This is a genomic window from Pseudomonas oryzihabitans NBRC 102199 (genome assembly GCF_000730625.1).
GTDB classification, from domain to species: domain Bacteria; phylum Pseudomonadota; class Gammaproteobacteria; order Pseudomonadales; family Pseudomonadaceae; genus Chryseomonas; species Chryseomonas oryzihabitans.
In genome coordinates, this window is record NZ_BBIT01000021.1 from 45014 (window position 1) to 63351 (window position 18338).

Here is an 18338-nt window from a genome sequence, read left to right on the forward strand (position 1 = left end):
CAGGGGCGGTTACCGGGGGAGGGGTGGTGCTATGGCGGCGTCGGCAGGCGCTTGGACATGGTGAAGGGGTCCGAGGCATCGCGAGGAAAGTTAGCGAGCTTAGCATGACTTTCCGGCGCTGCCGAATCGACAGGATCAGCGGACCGCTCTACCGGACGCCTTTCGCCAGGCCCTGACCTTGCACATCCGCTGGATAAGCAGTCGCGATCCGCTGCCCACTCGCCACCCCGTTCGTCAGACCGCGGCGGATCAGGAGACGGAAGGCCGACTTCCATTGATCGGCGACAACAGCGAAGCGCTCGATAAGCCAAACGGTTGAGTTACTCTCTGTGCAGGGTCCGGCTACGCACCGGACCCAGCCTGAACGAGGATAAGAACCGTGGATATGAACCGTCGGCAATTCTTCAAGGTCGCTGGAGTCGGCCTTGCGGGATCCAGCCTGGCGGCGTTAGGCATGGCTCCCACAGCCGCCTTTGCCGACCAGGTGCGCCATTTCAAACTGGCGCACACCGTGGAAACCCGTAACACCTGTCCCTACTGTTCGGTCGGCTGCGGCCTGATCATGTACAGCATGGGCGACCGGGCCAAGAACGTGGCCCAGAACATCATTCACATCGAGGGCGACGCCGACCACCCGGTCAATCGCGGCACCCTCTGCCCGAAGGGCGCTGGCCTGCTGGATTTCATCCACAGCCCCAATCGCCTCAAGTACCCCGAAGTCCGCAAGCCCGGCAGCAACGAGTGGACCCGCATCAGCTGGGACGAGGCGCTCGGGCGCATCGCCACCCTGATGAAGGAAGACCGCGATGCCAACTTCATCGCCACCAACGACAAGGGCCAGACGGTCAATCGCTGGCTGACCACGGGCTTTCTGGCCGCCTCGGCGTCCTCCAATGAAACCGGTTATCTGACGCACAAGATCGCACGGAGTCTGGGCCTGCTGGCCTTCGACAATCAGGCGCGCGTCTGACACGGCCCGACGGTGGCAGGTCTTGCCCCGACGTTTGGCCGTGGTGCGATGACGAATCATTGGAGCGACATCAAGAACGCCAATCTCGTCCTCATCATGGGCGGCAATGCCGCTGAAGCCCATCCGTGCGGCTTCAAATGGGTCACCGAAGCCAAGGCGCACAACAACGCCCGGCTGATCGTGGTCGATCCGCGTTTCACCCGTTCCGCCTCGGTGGCGGATTACTACGCGCCGATCCGTACCGGCAGCGACATCGCCTTCCTGGGCGGGCTGATCAATTACCTGATCACGAACGACAAGATCCAGCAGGAGTACGTCCGCAACTACACCGACGCCGGCTTCCTGGTGAAGGAAGGCTTCACCTTCGAGGACGGCCTGTACAACGGCTACGATGCGGAGAAGCGCACCTACACCGACAAGGTGAACTGGGGCTATCAGATCGGCGACGACGGCTTCGTCAAGATCGATCCGACCCTGCAGGATCCGCGCTGCGTCTTCCAGCTGATGAAGCAGCACTACAGCCGCTACACCCTGGAGGTGGCCAGCCAGACCTGCGGCACGCCGCCCGAGGCGATCCAGAAAGTCTGGGCGGAAATCGCCGAGACCTCGGCGCCCGGTCGCGTCATGACCATCCTCTATGCCCTGGGCTGGACCCAGCACTCCATCGGCGCGCAGATCATCCGCTGCGGCGCCATGGTGCAACTGCTGCTGGGCAACATCGGCATGCCCGGTGGCGGCATGAACGCCCTGCGCGGTCACTCCAACATCCAGGGCCTCACCGACCTGGGTCTGCTGTCGATCCAACTGCCCGGCTACCTGACCATCGGCGGCGACGGCGAGCAGGACTACAACGCCTTCATCACCAAGCGCGCCAGCAAGCCGCTGCGCCCGGGGCAGCTGAGCTACTGGCAGAACTACGGCAAGTTTCACGTCAGCCTGATGAAGGCCTGGTACGGCGACAAGGCCACCAAGGACAACGACTGGTGCTACCACTGGTTGCCCAAGGTCGATGTCACCGGTGCCGGCTACGACGTCCTGCGCTACTTCGACATGATGGGCAAGGGCCAGGTCAACGGCTATGTCTGCCAGGGCTTCAACCCCATCGCCGCCTTCCCCAACAAGGCCAAGGTGATGCGCGGGCTGTCCAAGCTCAAGTGGCTGGTGATCATGGATCCCCTGGCCACCGAGACCTCCGAGTTCTGGCGCAACCACGGCGATCACAACGATGTGAACACCGCCGAGATCCAGACCGAGGTGTTCCGCCTGCCCACCACCTGCTTCGCCGAGGAAGACGGCTCCCTGGTCAACTCCAGCCGCTGGCTGCAGTGGCACTACAAGGGTGCCGAGGCACCCGGCGAAGGGCGCAGCGACATCGCCATCATGTCCGAGCTGTTCCTCAAGCTGCGCGAGGCCTATGCCAGGGAGGGCGGGGCCTTCCCCGATCCCATCCTGGGGCTGTCCTGGCCCTACGCCAAGCCCGAGGAGCCGGCACCGGAAGAACTCGCCAAGGAGTTCAACGGCTACGCCGTCACCGATGTGCTGGATGCCAAGGGCGCGGTCTCGGCCAAGGCCGGGCAGCAGCTCGCCGGTTTCGGCCAGTTGATGGACGATGGCAGCACGGCCTCGGGTTGCTGGATCTTCTGCGGGTCCTGGACCGAGCAGGGCAACCAGATGGCGCGGCGCGACAACAGCGATCCCTTCCATATGGGGCAGACCCTGGGCTGGGCCTGGTCGTGGCCGAACAACAGACGCATCCTCTACAACCGTGCCTCCTCGGATCTCCAGGGCAAGCCCTGGGACCCGAGCAAGAAGCTGGTGTGGTGGAACGACAAGGCGCAGAAGTGGGGCGGCACCGACGTACCCGACTACAAGATCGACGCCAAGCCGGCCGATGGCATGAGTCCCTTCATCATGAACCCCGAAGGGGTGGCGCGCTTCTTCGCCCTGGACAAGATGGCCGAAGGGCCCTTCCCGGAACACTACGAGCCGTTCGAGACCCCCATCGGCGTCAACCCGTTGCACCCCAACAACCGCAAGGCCTTGAACAGCCCGGCGGCGCGGGTGCTCAAGGATGACTGGGCGGACTTCGGCGATCGCAAGGACTTCCCCTATGCGGCCACCACCTACCGCCTGACCGAGCACTTCCACTACTGGAGCAAGCACTGCCGCCTCAACGCCATCATCCAGCCGGAGCAATTCGTCGAGATCGGCGAGGTGCTGGCCAAGCAGAAGGGCATCGCCGCCGGCGATCTGGTGCGCGTCACCTCCAAGCGTGGCCACATCGTCTGCAAGGCGGTGGTGACCAAGCGGATCCGTCCGCTGCAGGTCAACGGCGAGACGGTGCACCACGTCGGCATCCCCATCCACTGGGGCTTCTCCGGTGTGGCGCGGATGGGTTATCTGGCCAACACCCTGACCCCCTTCGTGGGTGACGGGAATACCCAGACGCCCGAGTTCAAGTCGTTCCTCGTCAACGTGGAGAAAGCGTGATGGCCAGTCAGGATATCTATGCCCGCTCCGCGACCACCACGGCCTACACCTCGGTGCGCACCCAGGCGGAAGTGGCCAAGCTGATCGACGTGTCCAAGTGCATCGGCTGCAAGGCCTGCCAGGTCGCCTGCTCGGAATGGAACGAGTTGCGCGACGAGGTGGGCCATACCCATGGCACCTACGACAACCCGGCGGACCTCACCGCGGACTCCTGGACGCTGATGCGCTTCACCGAGCACGAGGACGAGGCCGGCAAGCTGGAGTGGCTGATCCGCAAGGACGGCTGCATGCACTGCGCCGAGCCGGGTTGCCTCAAGGCCTGTCCGAGTCCGGGGGCCATCGTCAAGTACGCCAACGGCATCGTCGACTTCAACCAGGACCACTGCATCGGTTGCGGCTACTGCATCGCCGGTTGTCCCTTCGATATCCCGCGGATCTCGAAGAAGGACAACAAGGCCTACAAGTGCTCGCTGTGTTCGGACCGGGTCGGGGTCGGCCTGGAGCCGGCCTGCGTGAAGACCTGCCCGACCGGCGCCATCACCTTCGGCACCAAGGGCGCCATGAAGGAGCACGCCGCCGAGCGCATCGTCGATCTCAAGAGCCGCGGCTACGAGAACGCCGGTCTGTACGACCCGGCTGGGGTAGGGGGCACCCACGTCATGTACGTGCTGCACCATGCCGACCAGCCGCAGCTGTACAACCACCTGCCCAAGGACCCGACCATCAGCCCCACGGTGGGCCTGTGGAAGGGCTTCACCAAGCCCCTGGCGCTGTTCGCCATGGGCGCGGCGGTGCTGGCCGGCTTCTTCCACTACGTGCGTGTCGGCCCCAACCGGACCGATGACGACGACGAGGTGGTCGAGGCGCCGCCCCGTCCCGAGGGCGATGCGCCCAGGGGCGAGGTCAAGCAGCTGAGTCCGTCCGTGCAGATCTTCGATCCGCACGACAAGCAGCCCTAGCAGGGGTACGCCCCCGGCTTGGCCGGGGGCGTCCTGGGAGATCGAGATGAAACCTGAAATCCAGCGTTACAACGCCAACGAGCGGACCAACCACTGGATCGTGGCGATCCTGTTCTTCATGGCCGGGCTGTCGGGACTGGCGCTGTTCCATCCCGCGCTGTTCTGGCTTTCGAACCTGTTCGGCGGCGGCACCTGGACGCGCATCCTGCACCCCTTCATGGGTGTGGCGATGTTCGTGTTCTTCGCCTTTCTGGTGATCCGCTTCTGGCGGCACAACAAGATCGGTCGCGAGGACGCCCAGTGGCTCAAGCAGATCAACGACGTCCTGAACAACCGCGAGGAAAAGCTGCCGCCGATCGACAAGTACAACCCCGGGCAGAAGATCCTGTTCTGGGTGCTGCTGGCCTGCATGCTGGTCCTCTTGGTCAGCGGCGTGGTCATCTGGCGGCAGTACTTCGCCCACCTGTTCCCCATCCCGGTGATCCGCCTGGGCGCCCTGGCCCATGCCGTCGCCGCCTTCGTGCTGGTGCTGTCGATCATCGTGCACATCTATGCCGGGATCTGGATCAAGGGTTCGGTGACCGCGATGATGACCGGCTGGGTGAGCCGGGCCTGGGCCAAGAAGCACCACTCGCTGTGGTACGAGAAGGTCACCCGCGAGAAGAAGTGAGCCCTTTGCTGTTGGGCTTCGCTGCGCTCAACCCAACCTACCGGATGAGGTACGCGGCATTTTTTGCCCCCTCTCCCTCCGGGAGAGGGTTGGGGTGAGGGCAGCAGAGCCCGCACCCCAACCCGCCCGCTATCCTGAATCCTCTCTTCCACCGTTCTGCTAAGGAGCCCTGCCATGGCGGGCCAGATCCTCGAGCCCGGCGAAATCGAAGCCGCGGCCGTCAATCCCGATTTCATCCTGCTGCCCGGTGGCGAGCTGTTCGGCTATCGCGCCGACCGCCTGCGCCTGCTGGCCACCGGCAATGCCCTGGGCGACTACCTGTTGCTGATGGCCGAGGTGTGCGAGGCCCAGCAAGGGGTCTTCGACCGCCTCGCGCCCCTGCCGCTGGACGAGGCGCGCAGCGCCCGGAGTCTGCAGCACGGCCTGCCACCCCTGGGCTACGACACCCTGGTCCGCGAAGGCGACTGGCTGCCCGCGCTGGATGCCCTGCTGGAGACCCTCACGCTCTCTCAGGCACCGGTGCAGGCCGCCCTGGGCGAACTGCGCCAGGCCGACACCGGCCAGCGCAAGGCCTGGGCCATCGCCCTGCTGGCGGGCAGCTACGAGCTGGTGCCGGCCGGCGTGGTGCCCTTCCTCGGCGCCGCCCTGCAGGTGGCCTGGACCCACTGGCTGCAACGCAGCGACTTCAGCGCCCTGCGCGAACAGGGCAGCCAGACGGCCTGCCCCTGCTGCGGCGCGCCGCCCATGGCCGGCGTCATCCATCACCTGGGCAAGGCCAATGGCCTGAGGTACCTCACCTGTTCGCTGTGCGCCTGCGAATGGCACTTCGTGCGGGTCAAGTGCAGCCACTGCGAGACGGGCAAGGGGCTGGGCTACTACTCCCTGAGCACTGACGACGCCAACGCCCAGAAGGCCCCGCTGCGCGCCGAGACCTGTGCCCACTGCAAGACCTACCTCAAGCACCTCTATCGCGACCACGACGCCCGCAGCGAGCCCCTGTCCGCCGACCTCGCCAGCCTGGCGCTGGACGTGCGCCTGGCGGAAGAGGGCTACGAGCGCCACGCGCCCAACCTGCTGTTCGCCCCGGGCTAGACCGGGCACTGTGACCGCCCGGGGCAGGGCGGTCGCCGCTTCTGTTTCCGCATATGGCGGGCTGCTCCGCCCGGGCCTCTGTAGGCGCACGCTCCCCGGTTGCGCTTCGTGAAGCCAAGCCGCGCGAACCTCGGCGAAGCGGTCGCCAACGTTGCTTATCGCGCCAAGAGTCGCTCGAGGATGCCCTGTCACCTCCGGGTCATCTTGCAGAGCCAGTCTATCGAGGGGCACAAAACCTTCTATCACGCCGGGCGGCGAAGCCGTCTAGTATGGAGATTGCGCCGCTTCGTCGGTGTGCCCATCTGATGAGGGGATAACAATGACCGAAACGTCCGCTTCGCCCATGGTGGGGCTCTCTCCGGAGCCGGCTCGACGCCGGCATCGGTGTCTGTCGAGCCCCTAGGCCGACGCGACCGGAACCACGCCTTCTGCAGGCCGTGCTGCTGTCGCGGCTGACAACCGGATGAACAAGACCCTGAGGTAGCCAAGAAGATGTCGACCGAATCCAAGTGCCCGTTCAATCACGCCGCCGGCGGCGGTACCACCAACAAGGATTGGTGGCCGAACCAGCTCAATCTCAACTTCCTGCACCAGCATTCCTCGCTCTCCGATCCCATGGGCGAAGAGTTCGACTACGCCACCGAATTCAAGAGCCTCGACCTGGAAGCGGTAAAGGCCGACCTGCGCGCCGTGATGACCGATTCCCAGGACTGGTGGCCGGCCGACTTCGGTCACTATGGCCCGTTGTTCGTGCGGATGGCCTGGCACAGCGCCGGCACCTATCGCGTCGGTGACGGCCGTGGCGGCGCCGGCCAGGGTCAGCAGCGCTTCGCGCCGCTCAACAGCTGGCCGGACAACGTCAGCCTGGACAAGGCGCGCCGGCTGATCTGGCCGGTCAAGCAGAAGTATGGCCGCAAGATCTCCTGGGCCGATCTCATCGTGCTCACCGGCAACGTCGCCCTGGAATCCATGGGCTTCAAGACCTTCGGCTTTTCCGGCGGTCGCCAGGACGTCTGGGAACCGGACGACGCGGTGTTCTGGGGCTCGGAGACCGTCTGGCTGGGGGGCGATGTCCGCTACGGCGAGCACAAGCAGATGGAGCAGCCCGGTGACGGCGTGCTGACCGCACAGCCCGAGCAGCATCCGGTCGAGCAGAGCCGCAACCTGGGTTCCAGCCGCATGCTGGAGAACCCGCTGGCTGCCGTGCAGATGGGCCTGATCTACGTGAACCCCGAAGGTCCCAACGGCAATCCCGATCCGGTGGCCTCGGCCCATGACATTCGCGAAACCTTTGGCCGCATGGCCATGAACGACGAGGAAACCGTCGCCTTGATCGCCGGCGGCCACGCCTTCGGCAAGACCCACGGTGCGGGCCCGGCCACCAGCGTCGGTGCCGAGCCGGAAGCGGCCGACCTGGAACAGCAGGGCTTCGGCTGGCAGAACAGCTATGGCACCGGCAAGGGCGCCGACACCATCACCAGCGGCCTCGAAGTGACCTGGACCTCCACGCCGACCCGCTGGAGCAACGAATACTTCGAGAACATGTTCAAGTTCGAGTGGGAGCTGTTCAAGAGCCCGGCCGGTGCCCACCAGTGGCGGCCCAAGGACGGCGCCGGTGCCAATGCCGTGCCCGATGCCCACGATCCCAGCAAGCGTCACCAGCCGACCATGCTGACCTCGGACCTGGCGCTGCGCTTCGATCCGGCCTACGAGAAGATCTCCCGCCGCTTCCTGGAAAATCCGGACCAGCTGGCCGATGCCTTCGCCCGTGCCTGGTTCAAGCTGACCCACAGGGACATGGGGCCGCTGGCCCGTTACCTGGGCCCGGAAACCCCGGCCGAGGAGCTGCTCTGGCAGGACCCGCTGCCCAAGGCTGAAGGTGCGCCCCTGGGCGAGGCCGAGGTCAAGGCGCTCAAGGACAAGCTGGCCGCGTCCGGCCTGAGCGTGTCCGAACTGGTCGGCACCGCCTGGGCGGCGGCTTCCACCTTCCGCGGTTCCGACAAGCGCGGCGGGGCCAATGGCGGCCGGCTGCGCCTGGCGCCGCAAAAGGACTGGGCCGTCAACCAGCCGGCGCAACTGGCCAAGGTGCTGGGTGTGCTGGAGGGTATCCAGCGTGACTTCCAAGGGCAGGGCAAGCAGGTGTCCATCGCCGACCTGATCGTGCTGGCCGGTAGCGTCGGGGTGGAAAAGGCCGCCCAGGCGGCGGGGCACTCGATCAGCGTGCCCTTCACCCCGGGTCGCGTGGATGCCTCCCAGGAACAGACCGATGTGCAATCCTTCGGGCACCTGGAGCCCTGGGCCGACGGCTTCCGCAACTACGTGGGCGGGGAGTTCAAGGTCAAGCCGGAATTCCTGCTGGTGGACAAGGCGCATCTGCTGAATCTGACCGCGCCGGAACTGACGGTGCTGCTGGGTGGCCTGCGCGTGCTGGACATCAACGTGGGCGGCGCCAAGCACGGCGTCTTCACCCAGCGGCCGCAGACCCTGACCAACGACTTCTTCGTCAACCTGCTGGACATGGCCACCGAATGGAAGGCCACCGGTCCGGACAAGGCCACCTTCGAAGGTCGCGATCGCAAGACCGGGGCCGTGAAGTGGACCGGTACCCGGGTCGATCTGGTGTTCGGCTCCCACGCCCAGCTGCGCGCCCTGAGCGAGGTCTACGGCAGTGCCGACGCCCAGGAGAAGTTCGTCAAGGACTTCGTCAAGGTCTGGACCAAGGTGATGGAGCTGGATCGTTTCGATCTGCGCTGATCGCCATGCGGTGACGGAAAACGCCTCCTTCGGGAGGCGTTTTTTTTGGCCTCGCCAGCGACCCGCCGTTCATCCCCGATCAGTAGCGAGTCTCGCGGAGGCCACAGCCTGGAGCCATTCCGGCGCCCCCGGCGCGAGGGTCCGCCAGCCTTAAGCAAACCCTAAGCGCCCCTTAAGGAGCGCGTAACCCGGGAGATACAAACTGCGCTAAACACCCAGAGGCTGTCCCCCATGGAAGCGCTTGCCGAACTCTCCCTCAGTCTGGTCGAAGGCCCCATCCGCCCCGATCTGTGCCGCGATGAAGTCCTCGCCGATCTGTTCGAGGCCACCGCGGCGCGGGCGCCGGAGCGACCCGCCCTGCTCGAAGGCGAGCGCAGCCTGAGCTACGGCGAACTGAACGCCTGGGCCGACCGCGCCGCCTCGCGGCTGTTGGCCGCCGGCGCCGGGCCCGGCCGCGTGGTCGGCCTCTGGCTGCCGCGCGGCATCGAGCTGCTGGTGATGCAGCTGGCCATCGCCAAGACCGGCGCCGCCTGGCTGCCCTGCGATGCCGAAACCCCGGCCGACCGCGTGGCCCTGTGCCTGGAAGACGCCCAGGCGGTAGGCGTGATCACCGGGGCGCCCTTCGCCGATCTGCTGGCGCGCCCCGGGTTGCACTGCTGGACCCCCGACGCGCTGAGCGTCGCCCTGGGCAGCGGCGAAACCCTGCGCCGGCGCGGCCTGGTCTCTCCGGACAATCTGGCCTATCTGATCTACACCTCCGGCTCCACCGGCAAGCCCAAGGGCATCGGCATCCGCCAGGACAGCATCTGCCACTTCCTGCGCAGCGAGAATTCGCTGCTCGGCATCGAGGCCGGCGACCGGGTCTACCAGGGTTTCTCGGTGGCCTTCGACATGTCCTTCGAAGAGATCTGGATCAGCTACCTGGTGGGCGCCACCCTCTGGCTGGCCCCGCGCGAGATCACCGCCGATCCCGAGGCCCTGGCCCGCGCCCTGAGCGCCAATCGCATCAGCGTGCTGCACGTGGTGCCGACCCTGCTGGCGCTGCTGCCGGAAGACGTCCCCAGCCTGCGCCTGATCAACCTGGGCGGCGAGATGTGCCCCGAGCCCCTGGTGGCGCGCTGGAGCCGGCCGCAACGGCGGCTGTTCAACACCTATGGCCCCAGCGAGGCCACCGTCTCGGCGAGTCTGGCGCAGCTGCAACCGGGCGAGCCGGTGACCATTGGCCGGCCGCTGCCCAACTACAGCCTGCTGGTGGTGCCTGCCGATGCCAGCCAGCCACTGGCGCTGCTGCCGCGCGACCAGGTGGGCGAACTCTGCATCACCGGTCCCGGCGTGGCCGATGGCTACCTGGGCCGCCCGGAGCTGACCGCCGAGAAATTCCTGCCCAATCCCTGGAGCACCGGCAGTCACGATCTCAAGCTCTATCGCACCGGTGACCTGGCGCGGGTCGACGAACACGGGCAGGTGCACTGCCTGGGCCGGGTCGATGACCAGGTGAAGATCCGCGGCTATCGCGTCGAACTGGGCGAGATCGAAGCCACCCTGGCCCGCCAACCCGGGGTCGGGACCGTGGCCGTGGTGCTGCGCGAAGAGGGCGGCGTGGAGCAACTGGTGGCCTTCCTGGTCGGCGATGGCGGCCCGCTGCCACGCAGCGACCTGCTGCGCACCGAACTGGCCGGCTGCCTGCCGCTGTACATGGTGCCCAGCCGCTTCGAGTGGCTCGGCGAGATGCCACGGCTGAATTCCGGCAAGATCGATCGCAAGCAACTGCGGGCCCGCCCCCTGGCCATCGCTGCGGTGGCGCCGGTCGCTCCGGCCAGCGGCGCCCTGGGTGCGCTGCTGGCGGCCACCGCCGAACTCTTCCCCGGTCAGCCGCTGCACGCCGAGATGGATTTCTTCGACGACCTGGGCGGGCACTCGCTGTTCGCCGCCCGGCTGGTCTCGCGCCTGCGCCAGGATCCGCGCTATGCCAGTGCCACGGTCAAGGCGGTCTATGCCGGCCGCACCCTGGGCGCCATCGCCGAGGCCCTGGAGGCCGACGCCGCCGAAGCGGGCGCAACGACGGCCACCGAGGCCTGGGCGCCACCCAGCCGCTGGCGGCGCTGGCGCTGTGGCCTGGCCCAGGCGGTAGCCCTGCCGCCGCTGCTGACCCTGCGCCTGGGCCGCTGGCTGGCGCCCTTCCTGGCCTTCCCGCTGCTGATCCATTCCGGCACCGCGCTGCCCCTGGCGATGCTGACCGCCCTCAGCCTGTTCGTCCTGGCCATCGGCCTGGAATTCGCCGTGGCCGTGGTGGGCAAGCGCCTCACCGGCCGCCTGCAGCCCGGTCGCTATCCGCTCTGGGGACTGACCTACTACCGCTGGTGGCTGGGTGAGCGTTTCCTCGCTCTGGCGCCGGCCTACCTGCTCAGCGGCTCGCCCCTGGCGCGGGGCTGGCTGCGCCTGCTTGGCGCACGCGTCGGCGCCGAAGCCTTCGTCGGCACCCTGACCCTGCGCGTCCCCGAGTTGCTGACCCTGGGGCAGGGCGCCAGCCTGGGCAACGGCGTCAATTTCGAAAACGCCCGGGTGCTGCGCGGCGAATTGCTGCTCGGCGCCGTGACCCTGGGGCGCGAAGCCCAGGTCGGCTCCTATGCCATCCTCGAAGGCGACACCGCCCTCGGTGACGGTGCGCGCCTGCAGGCCCAATCCGCCCTGCGCAGCGGTCAGCGCATCCCGGCCGGCCGCCACTGGGGCGGCGCGCCGGCCCGCGATCAGGGTGCCGCCGGTGCCCGCGTGCTGCCGCCGGCCCCGGTGTCCCGTGCCCAGCGTGCCCTGCTCAAGGGCCTCTATGCCCTCAGCGGCCTGGTGGTCTCGGTGCTGTTCTTCATGCCGCTGTTTCCCCTGGCGCTGCTGATCGACGAACTGGAAAGCTTTGGTGGACTACCCTGGTGGCACACCTCTTCGCTGCTGCTCGATGCCCTGCAGTACGGCGTACTGGCCCTGCCGCTGGGCGTGGTCAGCGTCGCCCTGACCCTGCTCGGCTGCGCCCTGGCGCGGCGGCTGATCCTGCCACGCCTGGAAGAAGGCCAGTGGTCGATCGACAGCCTCTTCTACTGGCGCAAGTGGCTGGCCAACCTGATCCAGGAGTCGGCGCTGCAAAGCTTGCAGGGCCTCTATGCCACCGTCTATTCGGCGCTCTGGTATCGCCTGCTGGGTGCCCGGGTCGGTCGCGATGCCGAGATATCCACCGCCCAGGGTCCGGTCTCCTCGTTGCTGGAGCTGGGCGCCGAGACCTTTATCGCCGATGCCGTGATGCTCGGTGACGAACAGGTCGCCCAGGGCTGGATGACCCTCAGACGCACCTCCATCGCCCGGCGCAGTTTCGTCGGCAACGGCGCCTATGTCGCCGACGGCTGCCACATCCCCGAAGACGCCCTGATCGGTGTCCTGGGTCGACTCGACGAGGGTGTGCCCCTGCGCCAGGGCGAAACCTGGCTCGGCTCGCCGGCGGTCCGGCTGCCGGCGCGGGAAACCCTGACTGGCTACCCGGAAAGCCTGACCTTCCGCCCGGCCCCCTGGCGCCGGGTGGCGCGTGGCCTGATCGAAGCCCTGCGCATCGTGCTGCCCACCGGCTTCACCGTGGCCGCCGGCTGCGCCATCGCCGAGGCCCTGGTGCCGCTGTGGCAGCAGGGCGCCTGGCTGCAGCTGCTCGGCGAGACCCTGCTGGCCGGCAGCGCCTTCGCCCTGGCCAGCTTCCTGGTCGTGCTGGGGCTCAAGTGGCTGGTGGTGGGCCGTTATCGTCCGCGTTCGGCGCCCATGTGGACCTTTTTCGTCTGGCGCAGCGAAGCCATCACCAGCCTCTACGAAACCCTGGCGGTGCCCAATCTGCTCGGCACCCTGCGCGGCACGCCCTGGCTGCCGCTGGCGCTGCGCCTGCTCGGCGCCCGCCTGGGTCGCGGCACCTACCTGGATACCACCGACCTCACCGAATTCGACTGCGTGCGCCTCGGTGACTACGGCGAACTCAACGCCCTGGCCGGTCCCCAGACCCACCTGTTCGAAGACCGGGTGATGAAGGTCGGCGAAGTCGAGCTGGGGGCCGGGGTCAACCTGGGGCCGCGCAGCGTGGTGCTCTATGGCGCCCGCGTCGGCGACGACGTGGAACTGGGTCCGCTGTCGCTGGTGATGAAGGGCGAAACCCTGCCGGGTCGCTCGCGCTGGGAGGGTAACCCCGTTCAGCCCCGGCGCTAGGACTGTCACACAACCATAAAGACAGCCCTGGATACTCCGCCCCGTACAACGATGACGGGGCAAGGCGATGACGGCGTGGGTACGACGGATCAGGATCGGACGGACCGGCTGGCTGCTGGGCCTGGCCCTGCTGCTGGCACTGGGGGTGACCCAGGGCCTGCGCAGCAGCCATCTGGACAGCCAGTTGCTGTTCTGGGTCGGCCAGCAGTGGCAGAGCGAACCCCGAGCCTCCCTGGAACTCGGTCGCTACCGGGTGGCGGTGGAAGCCAAGCCGGTGGCCGGCGTCACCGAGAATCTGTCCGACCTCAGCTATGACCCGGAGCGGGATCGCCTCTGGGCGGTGGTCAACAATCCGCCGGAGTTGCTGGCGCTGAGCCGGGACGGCGAGCTGCTGCAACGCCATCGCCTGGAAGGCTTCGATGATGTCGAAGGCGTGACCTATCTAGGCAACGACCGCCTGCTGCTGGCGGAAGAGGGCGCCAACGCCCTGACCCTGGTAGGCATCCCCGAAGGCGACGACGTGCTCCGGCGCAAGGACTATCGCAGCCTGACCCTGGATCTCTTCCCCCGCGCCAACCAGGGCTTCGAAGGCCTGGACTACGACGCCGCCCGCGATCGCCTGTTCGTGGTCAAGGAGCACTCGCCGCGCAAGCTCTATGAAATCCGGGGCCTGCTCAGGAGCTTCGACGGCGACTTCGCCCTGCGCATCATCGATCGCCAGGCCTGGCTGGACCAGGCGCCCAGCACCGGCGACCTTTCCGCGGTCCATGTCGATCGCCGCACCGGCCACCTGCTGCTGCTCAGCGACGAGTCGCGGGTGCTGATCGAGCTCGATGACCAGGGCCATACCCTGGATACCCGTTCCCTGGTGGCGCCCTTCGGCGGCCTGTCACGGCGGATCCGCCAGCCCGAGGGCGTCACCCTGGATACCGCCGGCAACCTCTATGTGGTCAGCGAACCCAATCTGTTCTATCGCTACCAGAAGCGCTGATCAGACGCCGCCCAGTCGCTCCAGCACGGCAGGGGTGTCCTGGGCGCCCATGGCGCGGGCCACGCTCAGCGCCGTGTTGCCGGCGGCGTCCCGGGCCTTGGGATCGGCGCCGCGGGCGACCAGCAATTCCACCATCTGCACGTGATTGAACATGGCCGCCATCATCAGTGCGGTCTTGCCGTCGGGCATGGCGCCCTCCACGGCGGCGCCGTGCTCCAGCAGCAGTTCGGCCATCGGCAGGTTGTTCTTGAAGGCCGCCCCGGCCAGGGGCGACTGGCCCATGTCGTTGGCGAGGTTCGGATCGGCCCGGTGCTCCAGCAGGACACGACTGGCCTCCAGGTGACCGTGGTAGCTGGCCAGCATCAGCAGGCTGTCGCCCTTGTGATTGCGCAGATTGGGCGTCAGCCCCTTTTCCAGCACCAGGGCCAGCACCTCGGCATTGCCGGTGCGCGCGAGGTTGAACACCTCGGTGGCGAATTCCTGGGCTTCTTCATCGGTCATGCGCTGGGGACCGTCTGCGGTCATGGGGTTCTCCTGGGCTAAGGCGGACGGGACCCTCGGGGTCCCGGGCGATAGGAGGGCAGACCCGAACGGCAGGAGGGAGTTCTCCCGCAGCGGCGAAACAAGGCCGCCGCACGTGCCTGTATGGCGGACGCGCAGTAGTTTTATAAGCGGCTCTCAGCCGAAGGTGGCGTGGGTCTCGGCATAGGCCTGCAATTCCGCCACGCTGTAGTTGCCGACCATCAGCACCGGGCCATGGGCCGTGCCGATCTGCGCCGGCAGGGTGTCCAGAAAACCACCGGTAGGGGTCACCCCGAGGTTGGTGTATTCGGCGGCCGGCAGATGGAATTCGGCGATCAGGCGCGCCGCTTCGGCGATTCCGGCGGCCACGCTGAGCGGATGCAGGGCCGCCCCCAGTGGATTGACCTGGCCACCGTTGTCGCCGTTGAACAGGTGGCCGACCTTGGCCGCCGCCTGGGTCAGGTCGTGCTGGTCGGCCTGGGCACCGATCAGGAACAGCGAGCCATAGTGGGGCAGGCTGCCGCCACCCTCGGCCTGGCTGACGAAGCTCGGCGCGAAGGGCTGTTCGCCGCGGATGTCGGAGCTGTAGTTGGCCACCGGATCGCCCAGGGTGACCACATTGACGAAATTGCCCCCATGGCCCACGGCCTGAGCATCGCGGGGAATGCCCGAGGCCTCGAAGCTGATGCCGCCGAGACCGGTCTGCTGGGCGACGTAGGCCGCCGAGATGCCACCTAGGGAGTGGCCGGTGACGAAGATGTCCTGGGTGCCATAACCCTGCTTGGCCGCCGCCTCGATGACCTGGTGGGCGAAGTCCAGCGACTGCCGCTGGGCGCTGGAGACCTGCTGGCCGAGGATCTGCAGATCGCTCAGCAGGCCACCGGCGGTGGAGAGGGGATCGATCAGCAGATTCTCGCCTCTAGTGGTGCCGGCATAGGTGATGAGCACCTGGTTCTCGGCGGTGATCCAGGTGTGGGCCGTGGCGCCGTTGAGCGAGTTGTGCAGCGTCAGCTGATGGCCATCGACGAGGAACGGCCGCATGCCGTCGGGCGTGCCACCCAGTACGTACTCGCTGATGGCGCCGTTGAGGAATTCGCTGACGGTAGGGGTGCTGGCCGAGTGGGTCTGCGCCAGCGGCGTGGCCGCGGCGCTCTTCAGCGTGTGCAGGTAGGTGAAGTTGCCGAGGCTGACGATGTCGCTGCTGTCGAGCAGGCCATCGCTGGCCCAGAGGGAGGATTTCTTGGACATGACGGCACCTTTGTTATTGTCGTGAGGTGGACGTGGTGGCCAGGGCCCTCCACACCAAGACCGCGGCAGGTGGCTGGGAAGAGCCCGCGAAACCATCCTAGGACGGGCTCTGGCACGCGGCAAACCGGGAACCCGGGGGTCATTTCCGGACGCCCCGGGTCCGGGTTCGGGCCGCTCTCTCCCAGGGCGGGACGAGCCTGCGGCAGTCCGGCGCCCCTGGTCGACCCGCCGCGGGTTCGGGCTACACTGGGGGTCGACTCGACCCAAGAGGCTCCCATGACCGCCATCCGCCTGCCGTCCATCGACCGCCTGCTGCGCCATCCCGCTTCGCGTCCGCTGGAGGAGCGCCACGGTCGCGAGCAGGTCCTTGGCGGCTATCGCTCGCTGCTGGACGATCTGCGCGAGGCCCTGAGGGCCGGCACCCTGACCGCGGTGGAGGTGGAGGAGGGCGTGCTGGCCGGCCGTCTGGGCGAGCGCCTGGCGTTGCACAGCCAGCCGCGGGTGCGGCGGGTGTTCAACCTCACCGGCACGGTGCTGCACACCAACCTGGGGCGGGCGCTGCTGGCGGAAGAGGCCATCGCCGCGGTAGTCGAGGCCGCGCGTCAGCCGATGAATCTGGAATTCGACCTGGCTACCGGTAAGCGCGGCGATCGCGACGACCTGGTCGCCGACCTGGTGCGCGAACTCACCGGCGCCGAGGCGGTGACGGTGGTCAACAACAACGCCGCGGCGGTCCTGCTGGCCCTGCATGCCATAGGCGCACGCAAGGAAGGGGTGCTGTCCCGCGGCGAGCTGATCGAGATCGGTGGCGCCTTCCGCATCCCCGACATCATGGCCCGCGCCGGGGTCAAGCTGGTGGAGGTGGGCACCACCAACCGTACCCATGCCCGCGACTACGAAGCCGCCATCGGCCCGCGCACCGCGCTGCTGATGCGGGTGCACACCAGCAACTACAGCGTCCAGGGCTTTACCGCCAGCGTGGCTACGGCGGAGCTGGCCGCCATCGCCCGCGCCCATAAAGTGCCGCTGTTGGAAGACCTGGGCAGCGGCACCCTGGTGGACCTGACCCGTTGGGGACTGCCCGCCGAACCCACGGTGCAGCAGGCCCTGCGCGACGGCGCCGACCTGGTGACCTTCAGTGGCGACAAGCTGCTCGGCGGCCCCCAGTGCGGCCTCATCGTCGGTCGCCGCGACCTCATCGAGCGCATCAAGAAGAATCCGCTCAAGCGGGCGTTGCGGGTCGACAAGCTGACCCTGGTCGCCCTGGAGGCGACCCTGGCGCTCTATCGCGATCCGGATCGACTGGCCGAGCGGTTGCCCAGCCTGCGCCTGCTGTCGCGCCCGGCCGAGGCCATCACCACCCAGGCCGAGCGGCTGCTACCGGCCTTCGCCGCCGTGCTGGGCACGACCTATGCGGTCAGCGTGGAGCCGGCGCTCGGCATGATCGGCAGTGGCGCCCAGCCGGTGGCCCGCCTGCCCGGGGCGGCGCTGTGCTGTCGCCCCCAGGTCAGCAAGCGCCTGCGTGGGCGCGCCTTGCGACAACTGGAAGAAGGCCTGCGCCAGCTACCCATCCCGGTGGTGGGGCGCATCGACGCCGATGCGCTCTGGCTGGACCTGCGCCAGCTCGACGACGAAGCCGCCTTTCTCGCGCAATTGCCAGCGCTGCTGCTGCCGGAGATTCGTTAACGGACGACCCAGCGCTGCCGGGCCCAATTGCTCAGCAGATCCACGCCCAGCACCAGCACCAGCATGCCGAGGATCACGGTGGCGGCCTGGGCCTGCTGGAACAGGCTCAGGCTGAAGTACAGCTGCTGCCCCAGGCCACCAGCGCCGACGAAGCCGAGGATGCTGGCCATGCGGATATTGTTTTCCCAGCGATAGAGCAGATAGGCCAGCAACTGCGGCCAGACCGCCGGCAGGGTGCCGTAGAGAAAGGCCGCCAGCGCGCCACCGCCGGCCAGGCGAATGGCTTCGGCCGGCGCCTTGGGGGTGTTTTCCAGGGCTTCGGCGAACAGCCGACCGAGCACCCCGGCGGTGTGCAGGGCCAGCGCCAGGGTGCCGGCGTTGGGTCCCAGGCCGGCGGCCAGCACCATCAGCGCCGCCCAGACCAGTTCTGGCACGGCGCGCAGGGCATTGAGCAGCAGCCGTGCCAGCGCCAGGGCGCCCAGGCCAAGGCGACCGGCCGCCGGCAGCGCCAGCAGGATGCCGAGCAGCCCGGCGAGCAGGGTACCCAGGGCCGACATGGCCAGGGTTTCTAAGGCGCCATGGGCCACGGCCGACAGCTGGGCGAGGGAAAAGTCCGGCTGGAGAAAGTCAGCCAGGAAGCTGCCCATCTGCGCCAGGGCGCGAGCGCTCAGCAATTCGCCGAAGGCGGTGCCCAGGTAGCTGGCGGACGCCACCAGGGCGGCGCCCATG

11 protein-coding genes are annotated in these 18338 nt (G+C 67.7%); 8 read left to right on the top strand and 3 right to left on the bottom strand.

Translation table 11 applies throughout. The features are described 5' to 3' along the window. Positions 1-379 precede the first annotated feature (379 nt). The 7 genes from fdnG (at position 380) to POR01S_RS20835 (ending at position 14153) form a co-directional block, all read left to right on the top strand. Positions 380-3460, top strand: a complete 3081-nt coding sequence (fdnG, locus tag POR01S_RS20805; protein WP_139346960.1) for a formate dehydrogenase-N subunit alpha — start codon at positions 380-382, stop codon at positions 3458-3460. Then, entirely contained in the window at positions 3460-4419 is a 960-nt protein-coding gene (gene fdxH, locus POR01S_RS20810) for a formate dehydrogenase subunit beta (RefSeq protein WP_042138123.1), read from the top strand. The genes fdnG and fdxH overlap by 1 nt, the downstream gene beginning before the upstream one ends. Positions 4420-4465: 46 nt before the next feature. Further along, the gene (locus POR01S_RS20815; RefSeq protein WP_007162369.1) at positions 4466-5089 is read left to right on the top strand and encodes a formate dehydrogenase subunit gamma; all 624 of its coding nucleotides are present in this window, start codon (positions 4466-4468) and stop codon (positions 5087-5089) included. 174 nt (positions 5090-5263) lie between these two features. Beyond that, a complete protein-coding gene (fdhE, locus tag POR01S_RS20820) occupies positions 5264-6181 on the top strand; it encodes a formate dehydrogenase accessory protein FdhE (protein ID WP_042138126.1) in 918 nt (305 codons plus the stop codon). A 492-nt stretch (positions 6182-6673) separates the two neighbouring features. Then, entirely contained in the window at positions 6674-8935 is a 2262-nt protein-coding gene (gene katG, locus POR01S_RS20825) for a catalase/peroxidase HPI (protein WP_027598381.1), read from the top strand. Positions 8936-9166: 231 nt separating this feature from the next. Beyond that, positions 9167-13162 (top strand): Pls/PosA family non-ribosomal peptide synthetase, encoded by a 3996-nt coding sequence (locus tag POR01S_RS20830; RefSeq protein WP_042138127.1) that lies wholly within the window; start codon positions 9167-9169, stop codon positions 13160-13162. Between the two features lie 67 nt (positions 13163-13229). Then, entirely contained in the window at positions 13230-14153 is a 924-nt protein-coding gene (locus POR01S_RS20835) for an SdiA-regulated domain-containing protein (protein WP_042138130.1), read from the top strand. On the opposite strand, the gene POR01S_RS20840 is transcribed toward POR01S_RS20835, so the two are convergent. Then, positions 14154-14678, bottom strand: a complete 525-nt coding sequence (locus tag POR01S_RS20840) for an ankyrin repeat domain-containing protein (RefSeq protein ID WP_007162373.1) — start codon at positions 14676-14678, stop codon at positions 14154-14156. 153 nt (positions 14679-14831) lie between these two features. Further along, positions 14832-15923, bottom strand: coding sequence for a hypothetical protein (locus POR01S_RS20845; RefSeq protein ID WP_027598378.1), 1092 nt, complete (start codon positions 15921-15923; stop codon positions 14832-14834). 276 nt (positions 15924-16199) lie between these two features. Here POR01S_RS20845 and selA point away from each other — a divergent pair, with 276 nt between their 5' ends. Beyond that, the gene (gene selA, locus POR01S_RS20850; protein ID WP_042138133.1) at positions 16200-17609 is read left to right on the top strand and encodes an L-seryl-tRNA(Sec) selenium transferase; all 1410 of its coding nucleotides are present in this window, start codon (positions 16200-16202) and stop codon (positions 17607-17609) included. On the opposite strand, the gene phnE is transcribed toward selA, so the two are convergent. Further along, positions 17606-18337 carry a phosphonate ABC transporter, permease protein PhnE gene (gene phnE / locus POR01S_RS24070; protein WP_223855474.1) on the bottom strand — a complete coding sequence of 244 codons (732 nt, stop codon included), beginning with the start codon at positions 18335-18337 and terminating at the stop codon, positions 17606-17608. The two genes, selA and phnE, sit on opposite strands and share 4 nt — an antisense overlap. Position 18338 lies beyond the last annotated feature (1 nt).

Bases quoted from the DNA above. Each gene is read 5' to 3' on its own strand.
- phnE (WP_223855474.1), bottom strand. From the start codon at position 18,337: ATGGGCGCCGCCCTGGTGGCGTCCGCCAGCTACCTGGGCACCGCCTTC.
- fdhE (WP_042138126.1), top strand. From the start codon at position 5,264: ATGGCGGGCCAGATCCTCGAGCCCGGCGAAATCGAAGCCGCGGCCGTC.
- fdxH (WP_042138123.1), top strand. From the start codon at position 3,460: ATGGCCAGTCAGGATATCTATGCCCGCTCCGCGACCACCACGGCCTAC.
- POR01S_RS20840 (WP_007162373.1), bottom strand. From the start codon at position 14,678: ATGACCGCAGACGGTCCCCAGCGCATGACCGATGAAGAAGCCCAGGAA.
- POR01S_RS20835 (WP_042138130.1), top strand. From the start codon at position 13,230: ATGACGGCGTGGGTACGACGGATCAGGATCGGACGGACCGGCTGGCTG.
- POR01S_RS20845 (WP_027598378.1), bottom strand. From the start codon at position 15,923: ATGTCCAAGAAATCCTCCCTCTGGGCCAGCGATGGCCTGCTCGACAGC.
- POR01S_RS20815 (WP_007162369.1), top strand. From the start codon at position 4,466: ATGAAACCTGAAATCCAGCGTTACAACGCCAACGAGCGGACCAACCAC.
- POR01S_RS20830 (WP_042138127.1), top strand. From the start codon at position 9,167: ATGGAAGCGCTTGCCGAACTCTCCCTCAGTCTGGTCGAAGGCCCCATC.
- katG (WP_027598381.1), top strand. From the start codon at position 6,674: ATGTCGACCGAATCCAAGTGCCCGTTCAATCACGCCGCCGGCGGCGGT.
- selA (WP_042138133.1), top strand. From the start codon at position 16,200: ATGACCGCCATCCGCCTGCCGTCCATCGACCGCCTGCTGCGCCATCCC.